Origin of the sequence: Mesorhizobium intechi (assembly GCF_002879535.1) — a bacterium.
In the GTDB taxonomy this organism is placed as follows: domain Bacteria; phylum Pseudomonadota; class Alphaproteobacteria; order Rhizobiales; family Rhizobiaceae; genus Mesorhizobium; species Mesorhizobium intechi.
Genome location: NZ_PNOT02000110.1, coordinates 1 through 10,966, shown reverse-complemented (window position 1 = coordinate 10,966; position 10,966 = coordinate 1). Strand labels below are relative to the sequence as shown.

Sequence of the window (10,966 nt, the reverse complement as noted above, 5' to 3'; positions counted from 1 at the left end):
CTCCAAGAGCGCCGACGCCGCCGACGACTGGATCGTCGAGAACGCCAGACCCAACGATGTCGTGGTGACGGCAGACATCCCGCTCGCTGCCCGCGCGGTGGCGCTAGGTGCCCACGTGCTCGGGCCTACCGGGCGGCCGTTTACGCCCGAAACGATCGGCATGGCGGTGGCTATGCGCGATCTCAAGCAGCATCTGCGCGAGACCGGCGAGAGCAAGGGTTACAATGCCTCCTTCGCGCCACAGGACCGTTCGCGGTTCCTTGGTGAACTCGACCGCATCTTGCGGCGCGCTCTGAAATCCGCCACACCCGGCTAGAGACAGAGCGCCCTCCAGGTGGAGACCGCCATGGCCGCCGAAACCCCGATCCAGAAGCCCATGCAGCGCCATATGCTGTTCGCGATGTCGGCGTGTTTCGGTGCACTCGCGCTCCTCATGGCATTGCTGCTCCATGCCCCGCTCGCCTACTCGATCGGCGCCAACGCGTTTTTCGCCGCCTACGTCATCCTTGTTGTGAGCCAGATGCCCAAGTTCACCGGCAAATATCTGAGCAAGAATGCGCGTGCCACCGACCAGCCGGTGCTGGTCATCTTCGCGGTGACGCTCGTCGTCGTTGTCGTCGCCGTTGTCTCGTTGTTCCTGCTTATCAATCAGAAGAACAGAGGCAATTCCGTCGAGCTCGGTTTCGCGCTGCTGTCGATCCCGCTCGGCTGGTTCACCATCCATGCCATGGCAGCACTTCATTATGCGCATGTCTACTGGATGGACGGCGACGCGGTAGACGCCGAGACCAAGAAGAAAATCCCGGTCGGCGGATTGCTGTTTCCAGGCGACAAGCCCCCGGAAGGCTGGGATTTCCTCTACTTCTCGGCGGTCATCGGCATGACCGCGCAAACCGCCGACACCAACATCTCGACCACGCATATGCGCCGTGTCGTGCTCGTCCACTCGATCCTGTCGTTCTTCTTCAATACCATCATCGTCGCCGCGGCCGTCAATCTCGCCGTTAGCCTGGGTGGTCCGTAATAAATTCGTGATCGGGTGAAACATCGGTTCGGATCGCGACGTATCGGGAGGACAATGAACGCGCGGGCCACGCCGCGAGGCCGGGAGACGAGACAAGATGGAATCCGTTGCCAGAAGCCAATCCGCCACCGGACAGGACGCTCCCGTGTCGAGCGACAGCACGCTGATCTACCGGCAGTCGCGCTGGACACGGCTGACGCACTGGATCTGGGCCATTTCGCTGTTCTTCATGCTGCTTTCCGGCCTGCAGATCTTCAACGCCCGGCCGCAGCTCTATATCGGCAAGCAATCCGGCTTCGGCTACAACAACACCATCTTCGAAATCGGCGCCGAGAACACCAGCGCCGGGCCGCGCGGCTATACCGCAATCTTCGGGCACCGCTTCGACACGACGGGCGTGCTCGGCTGGTCAGGTCCCCCGGGCAACGAGACGGCGCGCGGCTTCCCGTCCTGGGCGACCATTCCGTCCTATTATGATCTCGGCACCGCCCGCGTCGTGCATTTCTTTTTCGCCTGGATCCTGACGACCACCCTGATCGTCTGGCTGGTCGCCAGCCTGGTCAACGGCCATATCAGGCGCGACCTCGCCCCGCGCCTCGACGACCTCAAGCGCCTGCCGCGGGACATAGTCGACCACGCCAAGCTGAAATTCCATCACACGCGCGAATACAACACGCTGCAGAAGATGGCCTATGGCGGGGTGCTGTTCGTGCTGTTGCCGCTGATGATCATCACCGGCCTTGCCATGTCGCCCAGCATGAATTCGGTGCTGCCCTTCCTCAACGAGGTGCTCGGCGGCCGGCAGACGGCGCGCACCATCCATTTCACCGTCATGCTGCTGCTGGTCGGCTTCTTCATCATCCACATCCTGATGATCCTGGCCGCCGGCCCGATCAACGAACTGCGCTCGATCATCACCGGCTGGTACCGCACCGACCCTCCCGCGCATAACGACAAGACGACAGAGAGGAGCGCCTGACATGGCGAAGTTCGAGATCAGCCGCCGGAAATTCCTGACCGCCGCCAGCCTCGGGGCCTCCGGGATCATGCTGTCGGGCTGCGACGCCTTCGACAGCCAGTTGAGCATTGGAAGCGGCCTGCGCAGTTTCCTCGAAAACGCCAATGGCCTGACGTACCGCGCGCAACGCCTGCTTGCCGGCCGCAACGCGCTGGCACCGGAATTCACCGAGGCCGATATCCGCCAGCCGCAGCGGCCGAACGGCGTTACCGCGCCTGACGATGACATCTACAAGGGACTGCTCGCCAACAATTTCGCCGACTGGCGATTGGAGGTGTCGGGTCTTGTCGAAAAGCCGCTGTCGCTCAGCCGCGAGCAACTCCAGAACATGCCGAGCCGCACCCAGATCACCCGCCACGACTGCGTCGAGGGCTGGAGTTGCATCGCCAAATGGACCGGCACGCCGCTGTCGCTGGTGCTCGACCAGGCGGTGGTCAAGCCACAGGCGCGCTACGTCATGTTCCATTGCCTGGACACGATCGACCGCAGCCTGTCCGGCGACGTCAAATATTACGGCACGATCGACCTGATCGACGCCCGCCACCCGCAGACGATCCTCGCCTATGGCCTGAACGGCAAGCCGCTCCCGGTCGAAAACGGCGCGCCGCTGCGTGTCCGCGTCGAGCGCCAGCTCGGCTACAAGATGCCGAAATATCTCTACAAGATCGAACTGGTCGACAGCTTCGCCAATGTCGGCGGCGGCCGCGGCGGCTATTGGGAAGACAATGGCTACGACTGGTACGGCGGGATTTGATGACCCGCATCCAAGCCGAGCACGATCTGTCGCCGGTCGAGTTGAGTTCGCTCGAGGAACGCCTCCACAAGGACAACCGGCGCGCGACAGGCTGCGCCGATGACCGGGGACTGGCTTTCGTTATTCGTGACGGTACAGGACATGCGATCGGCGTTGCCGCCGGCTATTCTTGGGCGAGCACGTGCGAGCTGACATTGATGTGGATTGACGAGGCCTATCGCGGTCGCGGCTATGCAAGGCTGCTGCTCATCGCTTTTGTGGCTGAGGCAACCGTTCGAGGCGCCAGGAGAATTTGGGTCTCCAGCCACGACTTCCAGGCGCCGGGCCTCTACGAGAAGGCTGGCTTCCGGCGCATCGCCGAACTGGCGGAGTGGCCCGAAGGCCACTCCAACATTATCCTTTGTAAAACGATAGCACCGGACAGCGCCCTTTAGGCAACCTTCTCTAGCAACGGCCCCAGCGCCGGATGGATCTCCGGCGAGGCATGCTTGATCAAGGTCAGCAGCGCACGCTCGTTTTCGTACAGGGCCCTGTCCACGCCGATGTGCTCGATCAGCCATTTGGCTTCGCCGGCATCGATCGTCTCGGCGCGGCGAGCCAGGGCCTCGGTCGCTCTGTTCTTTGCCTCCCACTCGGCCTCGATGTCATCGGGGGACCGATAGGCCTCGATGATACCGGCAAGGCCGCCGGAGACCATGCGGCCGAAGAAGCCGCCGATTTCAGCATCGGTGCGTTCTAGGAAGCTTTCCTGCCGCAGCGCCACATCGCGGGTCGGCGCCTCATAGCCTGCCGAGCACATGACGAAATTGGCGATCGCCTTGACGAAAAGGTCGTTCCAGGAAGGATCGTTCTTGGCCTGGGCGGTCTGCCCATTGATCCTGAACAGCACCTCGGCCTCGCCACGGGTGATGGCGATGTTGCCGTCGCCGCCATGTGCATGCAGGATGCGGCGCAGCAGCTCGACTTCCGCCCTGGCGATCAGTCCGGGCACCAGCGCGCCCCCCAGCATCAGCGGCCCCTTGCCATCGATGACGGCATGGGCGACTTGCTCCAGCGCATAGACGCAAAGCTTGCTCGGCGTCGATCTCGCCTTTTCCAGCACATGGACCAGCAATTCGAGTTCGGTGCGGCTGTCGACCATGCCGTCGCGCGAGATGGTGCGGACCAGCCAGTCGGCATTCTCCTGCGAGATATAGCCGGACGGCTTTTCCTGATGGACGATGTAGTCGGTCACCGCCTCGACGAAGAACGGTGCCCATTGCGCGCATTTGTCCTTGGCCGTCTGGTCGAGAGCGAACAACGCCTCGGCTTCGCCTCGGGTCACCACGCCATCGGCGAACACGTCGCGGCGCAGCATCACCACATCCTCCGGGGCAATGCGATTCTTCGAGGTCAGCCCCGCCACCGGCGCGCTCATGATCAATTCGCCCATTGTCGTCCCCTGTCCGCCCCAAAGCGTTACATAGGGCTGCTATATCAGGACTGTCTTGAAAAACCGGCAAACGGCGTGGTTAGCGAAGACTTGTCGGTAACATGTCGCTGGGAGGTGACAAGGTGTCGCCGACGGGCTATGGATGGCTTGTCGAGGGCTCGGGATTCTGAGTCCTACCTGTTTGCGGGAGAGAGCAGCGAGAGCTGCCGCCGAAGGGGAAATCGCCCGAAATCTCTCAGGCAAAAGAACCGTAGACGGGAAAGACACTCTGGAAAGTCGGGGCTTGCCCCCGCGCCGAAGGTGTAAGCGCCGCTGACAGAGTTCCGGTTGCGCGAGTCTCTCAGGCTTCAGACAGAGGGGCACGGACTGGTCGCCATTCGCGGCCGATTGCGTGCGACTCTGGAGACGACATGACGGGCGACGACTCAAGACACCTTCCCCTCGAGGATATCCACACAGCCGCCGGCGCGCGCTTCGGCGCCTTTGCCGGCTGGTCGATGCCGCTGACCTATCCGGCCGGCGTCATGAAGGAGCACCTGCACACCCGCGAGCATGCCGGTCTCTTCGATATTTCGCACATGAAACTGTTCGAGGTCAGCGGGCCTCAAGCGGTTGCGCTGCTCGACCGCGCTTGTCCCTTGGACGCCGGCGCGCTCGAAATCTCGCAGTCGAAACTGTCCTTCTTCCTCAACGAGGCCGGCGGCATCCTTGACGACCTGATCGTCACCCGGCTCGGCGACACCAGATTCATGGTGGTCGCCAATGCCGGCAACGCCGTCGCCGACGAAAAGCATCTGCGTGCGCTCGCCACGAATTTTGATGTCAAGATCGAGCCGCTCGACCGCGTCTTCCTGGCCATCCAGGGACCCGAGGCCTGGGCCGTGCTGTCGCGCGCCGGTATCGAGACCGGCTCGCTGCTGTTCATGCACGGGGTCGAGCCGCGGAAAGACTGGTTCATGAGCCGGTCGGGTTATACTGGCGAGGACGGTTTCGAGATCGGCTTGCCGGAGGCCGCCGCGCGGGATTTGGTCGCGAAGCTGCTCGAGGATGAACGCGTGCTCTGGATCGGCCTTGCCGCGCGCGACAGCCTGCGGCTTGAGGCTGGGCTTTGCTTGCATGGCCAGGACATCACGCCCGAGACCGACCCGGCCGCAGCCTCGCTGATGTGGGCGATCCCCAAGGACGTCAGAGCTTCCGGCGGCTTTATCGGCGCCGACGCCTTGCGCGCCGCCATCGAACGCGGCCCGGCACAAAAGCGCGTCGGGCTGAAGCCGGAAGGCCGCCAGCCGGTGCGCGCCGGTGCCGCTCTGTTCGACGCCGACGGCAATCCTGCCGGCCATGTCACATCGGGCGGCTTCGGCCCCTCGGCCGGCCATCCGGTCGCCATGGGCTATGTCGCCGCTTCGCTGGCAAGGCCCGGCACGCGGGTGTTCGCCGAGGTACGCGGCACGAAGATCCCCGTCGACATCAGCTCCCTGCCCTTCACCCCTCATCGCTACCGCAAAGGATGAACTCCATGGCAAAGACCTATTTCACATCAGATCACGAATGGCTCCGCGTCGAAGGCGGTATCGCCACCGTCGGCATCACCGATTACGCGCAGGAGCAGCTCGGCGACCTCGTCTTCGTCGAACTGCCGGAAACGGGCAAGAAGCTGACCAAGGGCGACACCGCCGTCGTGGTCGAATCCGTCAAGGCGGCCTCCGACGTTTACGCGCCAGTCGACGGCGAGATCACCGAGGCCAACGGCACGCTGTCTTCGGACCCGTCGCTGGTCAACTCGGCGGCAACCGGCGCCGGCTGGCTGTGGAAGATGAAGCTAGCCGACGAAAGCCAGCTCGCCGGCCTCATGGATGAGGCCGCCTACAAAGCCCATATCGCCTGAAATCAGGACCCAGAGATGATGACCGCAGCACTTACCCCCTTCTCGGCCCGCCATATCGGTCCTGGCGTCAACGATGTCAGGGCCATGCTTGCCGTTATCGGCGTTCCCTCCGTCGAGACGCTGATCAGCCAGGCCGTACCGCAGTCGATTCGCCTCGACCTGCCGCTGACCTTGCCCGCGCCTGCCAGCGAGGCCGAAGCGCTGGCCGAATTGTCGGCCATCATGGCGAAGAACACGGTGCTGAAAAGCTTCATCGGCGCCGGCTATCACGGCGTCCACGTGCCGCCGGTCATCCAGCGCAACCTGTTCGAGAATCCGGCCTGGTACACGGCCTACACGCCCTATCAGGCCGAGATCAGCCAGGGCCGGCTCGAAATGCTGTTCAATTTCCAGACGCTGGTCACCGAATTGACCGGACTGCCGGTGGCATCCGCCTCGCTGCTCGATGAAGCAACCGCCGTCGCCGAAGCGGTCGGCATTGCGCTGCGCCACCATCGCGACAAGCGCACCAAGGTGGCCTTCGCCGGCACGCCGCATCCGCAGACGCTTGATGTGGTGCGCACCCGCGCCGAACCACTCGGCATCGAGATCGACGGCGAGGCGATCGACGACAACACCGCTGCCCTGCTCGTGTCCTGGCCCGACACCTTCGGCGTCTATGGCGACCACAAGGCGGCGATCGACAAGGCGCGCGCCACAGGTGCCATCGTCGTCTTCATCGCAGATCCGCTTGGCCTGACGCTGACCGATGCGCCGGCGAAACTCGGCGCCGACATTGCCGTCGGCCCGATGCAGCGCTTTGGCGTGCCGATGGGCTTTGGCGGCCCGCACGCCGCTTACTGCGCCGTCTCCGACAAACTGACGCGCCTGATGCCCGGCCGACTCGTCGGCCAGTCGACCGACAGCAAGGGCCGGCCCGGATACCGCCTGGCCCTGCAGACGCGCGAACAGCATATCCGCCGCGACAAGGCGACCTCCAACATCTGCACCGCGCAGGCGCTGCTCGCGAACATGGCGACGGCCTATGCCATCTGGCACGGCCCCGCCGGGCTGCAGACGATCGCTGGACGCATCCACGCTCTGGCCAACCGTCTGGCGAGCGGCCTCCAGGCAGCGGGCGTTTCGGTGCTCGGCGCCAGCCGCTTCGACACGGTGACGGTGGAGGCGAAGGGCAAGGCCGCACACATCGCCGAAGCGGCCGAGAAGACCGGCCGGCTGCTGCGTGTCCTCGACGCCGACCATGTCGGCATCGCCTTCGACGAGACCTCGACCGATGCCGATCTCGATGCAATCGCTTCCCTGTTCGGCGCCAAGGCTGCTTCCTCGGCCGGCAGCACCGTCCCCGGTAAGCCGCGAGGCAAGGAGTTTCTGACCCAGCCGGTCTTCAACGAGAACAAGTCGGAAACCGACATGATGCGCTTGCTGCGCCGGTTGGCCGACAAGGATCTGGCGCTCGACCGCTCCATGATCCCGCTCGGATCCTGCACCATGAAGCTCAACGCGGCGGCCGAGATGATGCCGGTGAGCTGGCCAAGCATCGCCAATCTGCATCCCTTCGCACCGGCCAGCCATTCGGCCGGCTATCGCGCCATGATCGGCGAGCTGGAAGGCTGGCTATCCGAAATAACCGGCTTCGACGCGGTCAGCCTGCAGCCCAATGCCGGCAGCCAGGGCGAATATGCCGGGCTGCTCGCGATCCGCGCCTATCACCGCTCGCGCGGCGAAGGCCATCGGACGGTCTGCCTGATCCCCTCTTCCGCGCATGGCACGAATCCGGCGAGCGCGGCGATGGCCGGCATGAGCGTCGTCGTCGTGCGCTGCCTGGAAGACGGCAATATCGACATGGACGATATGCGGGCCAAGGCCAACGAGCATTCCAAAAATCTCGCCGCGCTGATGTTCACCTATCCCTCGACGCATGGCGTCTATGAAGAAGGAGCCCGCCATCTCTGCGCCCTCATCCACGAGCATGGCGGCCAGGTCTATTTCGACGGCGCCAACCTCAACGCGCTGGTCGCGCTCGCCCGGCCCGCCGATATCGGCGCCGATGTCTGCCATATGAACCTGCACAAGACCTTCTGCATCCCGCATGGCGGCGGCGGCCCCGGCATCGGCCCGATCGGCGTCAAGGCACATCTGAAGCCCTATCTGCCGGGTCATGTCACCGAAGGCTCGGCGCATGCCGTGTCGGCGGCACCCTTCGGCAGCGCTTCCATCCTGCCGATCACCTGGATGTATATCCGCATGATGGGCGCCGCCGGGCTGAAGCAGGCGACGGAGACCGCCATCATCTCGGCCAACTATGTGGCGACACGGCTCGCGCCGCACTTCCCGCTGCTCTACAAGGGCCGGCACGATCGCATCGCGCATGAATGCATCCTCGACACCCGCGTGCTCAAGGAGAGCGCAGGCATCAGCGTCGACGACATCGCCAAACGCCTGATCGACTACGGCTTTCACGCGCCGACCATGTCGTTTCCGGTCGCCGGCACGCTGATGGTCGAGCCGACGGAATCAGAGCCGAAGCGCGAACTCGACCGCTTCTGTGAGGCGATGATCGCCATTGCCGGCGAAGCCGCGAAAGTCGCCAGGGGCGACTGGCCATTGGCCGACAACCCGCTGGTCAACGCGCCGCACACCGCCGCCGAGACGCTGGCCGGCCAGTGGACCCACCCCTACTCGCGCCTGGAAGCGGCCTATCCCGCGGGCGACGCCGATACGGCCGCCAAATACTGGCCGCCAGTGTCGCGCATCGACAATGTCGCCGGCGACCGCAATCTGGTCTGCTCCTGCCCACCGCTGTCGGATTATCTGGGAGCCGCTGAGTAACTACGCGGAGCGCAAGGCCGGCTCGACCGGTTCGGCCTTGCCCATCCTTCCATGGCTGATGACGCAGTTTCGGCCGGCGCGTTTGGCCGCGTAGAGCGCGGCGTCCGCCTCGGCGAGCACCGCGTCGAGGCTACTGCCGTCGGCGCCGCCGAAGCCGATGCCGCCGCTGACCGTGCTGCGCAACGGACCGAGCGAGGTAGGTACGATTTCTGTGCCGAAGGCCACGCCGATCTTGCTGGCGAGATCATGGGCCCGCTCCTCCGTCATCCGCGACATGACGATGGCGAACTCCTCGCCGCCCAGGCGAAAGGCGTCGACGCCGGTCCTGGCAAATTTCCGGATGACCGCTGCGAAGCGGCACAGCACCTGGTCCCCGACCGGGTGACCGTAGATGTCGTTCGTCCTCTTGAAGTGATCGAGGTCGAACATGACGACCGCCATGAAGGGACCGAAGGAGCGCTCGCCGTGGAGCGACATCAACCCGCGACGGTTCATCAGCCCGGTCAAGGGATCGGTCATCGTCTCGGCCTTCAGCTCGATCTGCGCCTGCAGATGATGCAGCGAGAGCGTCAAGGCGCCGAGGCCGGTCATGCACGCCACCGCCACCACGGAATTCAGACGTTCGGCCCAGTTGTCGGGCGCCGCCCCGAGCGTCCACTGCCCCTTGGCTATCAGAACCACGCCGCAAAGGGCGAACGACACCGCGCAGGTGCCGCTCAGGAACGAAACCACCAGCAGGATCCGGCGATCGTGGCTGCCATTGGCCCAGAACATGGCTCCGATCGTCGACAGCAGCACGGTCACCGTCGCGTAGGTGACGATGAAGCCGACGCCATCAAGGCCGAGGAAGGTGAAGGCGGCGCAGACAGCCATGGCGGCAAGCGTCGGCATGATCGCACGCGTGTGGCCCGGCACGCCGAGATACTGCATGGCCGAAAGGCAGATGATCAGGAAGCCCAGGCTGAGCAGCGCCAGCGCGATCTGGCAAAGCAGCGGGTCGGGCTCCTTGGTGTAGCGCCAGAACAGGATCACATGCGCGACAAGCACGATAATGCCGCACGCCACCGTCAGCACGAAACGCGCCCGCGGCGCGGTGAGCCAGATGGTAAACATGGTGAAGGCAAGGCATGTGCCCGACAGCGCGGCCGCGAGCAGGAGCGAACTGAAATCCAGCATATCGGGCGGGAGCCTCTTCAGCCTGGCGGTTAGGCCGCATTCTAGGTCAGCGGCAGCCCTCGAACATGGTTGTCAGCCGACCTTTCGACCCAGCCTGCGGTTAGGGTTTACAAAGCGTCGACAGTGCCTGGCCGGAAATCGGACCCTTGGCAGACGCGCGGATCAAACGCGCATCAGCCCTTGTCCAGCAAGGCGAGATTGGCGTTGACGACCGTCGGGTCGGCCATGCCGGCCTTCGCCTCGAGCAGCAGCGCCCTTGCCTTCTTCTTGTTGCCGCGCAGCAGTTGCGAATAGCCCATATTGTTCACGATCTGCGGTTTGCGGCCGGCGACCTTCAGGAGCTGGCCGTAGGCGCGGTCGGCGAAGTCAAAGCGGCCGAGCTCGTCATAGGAGGCGGCCAGCCCCATCCAGGCCTCGGCATTGTCAGCCTTCAGCTCGACGGCCTTGCGGAAATGCTGTTCGGCGAGACCATAATTGGCATCGCGAAACTGCGCCTTGCCCTGCGCCAGGTCGGATGTGCCGACGTCCTTCGCCGCTGGCTGGATCGCGGTCGTCTTGGTCGTGTCGACGTTGTTGTTCGTCGTGCACCCGGTGATAACAAGGACGGCCGCCATCGTGGCCACCGCCGCAAATTGTGTCTGACGCATGCCCTGCCCCGTCGCCCGATTTGCCGGGTCGTTCTTCAGGTAAAGACACTAGCGCACAGCGATTAAGCTTCGGTGCCAAAATGCGGCTAAGATTTGCTTTCCGAGATACCAGCTATTAACCACTGCGCGCCAACGCCTCGAGCGGACGTGGAGGGTGGTCTCACGCCGGGTCCATCGCCTTGAGCGCTGCCGGGACCGGGT

11 protein-coding genes and 1 riboswitch are annotated in these 10,966 nt (G+C 64.3%); of the genes, 8 read left to right on the top strand and 3 right to left on the bottom strand.

The features are described 5' to 3' along the window. From C1D09_RS10320 to C1D09_RS10300, 5 genes are all read left to right on the top strand, one after another. Nucleotides 1-316, top strand: a 316-nt coding sequence (locus C1D09_RS10320; RefSeq protein ID WP_143974168.1) for a YaiI/YqxD family protein, incomplete at its 5' end; no start/stop codon positions are given. Nucleotides 317-346: 30 nt separating this feature from the next. Further along, nucleotides 347-1,024 (top strand): DUF1345 domain-containing protein, encoded by a 678-nt coding sequence (locus C1D09_RS10315; protein ID WP_143974167.1) that lies wholly within the window; start codon nt 347-349, stop codon nt 1,022-1,024. A 97-nt stretch (nt 1,025-1,121) separates the two neighbouring features. Further along, entirely contained in the window at nt 1,122-2,003 is an 882-nt protein-coding gene (locus C1D09_RS10310; RefSeq protein WP_143974166.1) for a cytochrome b/b6 domain-containing protein, read from the top strand. 1 nt (nt 2,004) lies between these two features. After that, the gene (locus tag C1D09_RS10305; RefSeq protein WP_143974165.1) at nt 2,005-2,796 is read left to right on the top strand and encodes a molybdopterin-binding protein; all 792 of its coding nucleotides are present in this window, start codon (nt 2,005-2,007) and stop codon (nt 2,794-2,796) included. Further along, nucleotides 2,796-3,230, top strand: a complete 435-nt coding sequence (locus C1D09_RS10300) for a GNAT family N-acetyltransferase (protein ID WP_143974164.1) — start codon at nt 2,796-2,798, stop codon at nt 3,228-3,230. Before C1D09_RS10305 ends, C1D09_RS10300 begins: the two co-directional genes overlap by 1 nt. On the opposite strand, the gene C1D09_RS10295 is transcribed toward C1D09_RS10300, so the two are convergent. Continuing rightward, nucleotides 3,227-4,228 carry a hypothetical protein gene (locus tag C1D09_RS10295; RefSeq protein ID WP_143974163.1) on the bottom strand — a complete coding sequence of 334 codons (1,002 nt, stop codon included), beginning with the start codon at nt 4,226-4,228 and terminating at the stop codon, nt 3,227-3,229. The genes C1D09_RS10300 and C1D09_RS10295 overlap by 4 nt on opposite strands. Before the next feature lie 174 nt (nt 4,229-4,402). After that, nucleotides 4,403-4,489, top strand: a riboswitch (glycine riboswitch). A gap of 149 nt (nt 4,490-4,638) precedes the next feature. Here C1D09_RS10295 and gcvT point away from each other — a divergent pair. From gcvT to gcvP, 3 genes are read left to right on the top strand one after another with little or no spacing between them, the layout of a single operon-like run. Further along, nucleotides 4,639-5,739: a glycine cleavage system aminomethyltransferase GcvT gene (gene gcvT / locus C1D09_RS10290; RefSeq protein ID WP_143974162.1), complete on the top strand. Its 1,101-nt coding sequence runs from the start codon at nt 4,639-4,641 to the stop codon at nt 5,737-5,739. A 5-nt stretch (nt 5,740-5,744) separates the two neighbouring features. Then, nucleotides 5,745-6,113: a glycine cleavage system protein GcvH gene (gcvH, locus tag C1D09_RS10285; RefSeq protein ID WP_143974161.1), complete on the top strand. Its 369-nt coding sequence runs from the start codon at nt 5,745-5,747 to the stop codon at nt 6,111-6,113. 15 nt (nt 6,114-6,128) lie between these two features. Further along, nucleotides 6,129-8,942, top strand: a complete 2,814-nt coding sequence (gene gcvP / locus C1D09_RS10280) for an aminomethyl-transferring glycine dehydrogenase (RefSeq protein ID WP_208760367.1) — start codon at nt 6,129-6,131, stop codon at nt 8,940-8,942. On the opposite strand, the gene C1D09_RS10275 is transcribed toward gcvP, so the two are convergent. Both C1D09_RS10275 and C1D09_RS10270 read right to left on the bottom strand, forming a co-directional pair. After that, nucleotides 8,943-10,118, bottom strand: a complete 1,176-nt coding sequence (locus tag C1D09_RS10275) for a GGDEF domain-containing protein (RefSeq protein ID WP_143974160.1) — start codon at nt 10,116-10,118, stop codon at nt 8,943-8,945. Between the two features lie 173 nt (nt 10,119-10,291). Then, nucleotides 10,292-10,765 (bottom strand): tetratricopeptide repeat protein, encoded by a 474-nt coding sequence (locus C1D09_RS10270; protein WP_143974159.1) that lies wholly within the window; start codon nt 10,763-10,765, stop codon nt 10,292-10,294. Between the last annotated feature and the right edge of the window lie 201 nt (nt 10,766-10,966).

Excerpts from the sequence above, each read along its gene's own strand:
- C1D09_RS10315 (WP_143974167.1), top strand. The coding sequence starts at position 347 with ATGGCCGCCGAAACCCCGATCCAGAAGCCCATGCAGCGCCATATGCTG.
- C1D09_RS10310 (WP_143974166.1), top strand. The coding sequence starts at position 1,122 with ATGGAATCCGTTGCCAGAAGCCAATCCGCCACCGGACAGGACGCTCCC.
- C1D09_RS10305 (WP_143974165.1), top strand. The coding sequence starts at position 2,005 with ATGGCGAAGTTCGAGATCAGCCGCCGGAAATTCCTGACCGCCGCCAGC.
- C1D09_RS10300 (WP_143974164.1), top strand. The coding sequence starts at position 2,796 with ATGACCCGCATCCAAGCCGAGCACGATCTGTCGCCGGTCGAGTTGAGT.
- C1D09_RS10295 (WP_143974163.1), bottom strand. The coding sequence starts at position 4,228 with ATGGGCGAATTGATCATGAGCGCGCCGGTGGCGGGGCTGACCTCGAAG.
- gcvT (WP_143974162.1), top strand. The coding sequence starts at position 4,639 with ATGACGGGCGACGACTCAAGACACCTTCCCCTCGAGGATATCCACACA.
- gcvH (WP_143974161.1), top strand. The coding sequence starts at position 5,745 with ATGGCAAAGACCTATTTCACATCAGATCACGAATGGCTCCGCGTCGAA.
- gcvP (WP_208760367.1), top strand. The coding sequence starts at position 6,129 with ATGATGACCGCAGCACTTACCCCCTTCTCGGCCCGCCATATCGGTCCT.
- C1D09_RS10275 (WP_143974160.1), bottom strand. The coding sequence starts at position 10,118 with ATGCTGGATTTCAGTTCGCTCCTGCTCGCGGCCGCGCTGTCGGGCACA.
- C1D09_RS10270 (WP_143974159.1), bottom strand. The coding sequence starts at position 10,765 with ATGCGTCAGACACAATTTGCGGCGGTGGCCACGATGGCGGCCGTCCTT.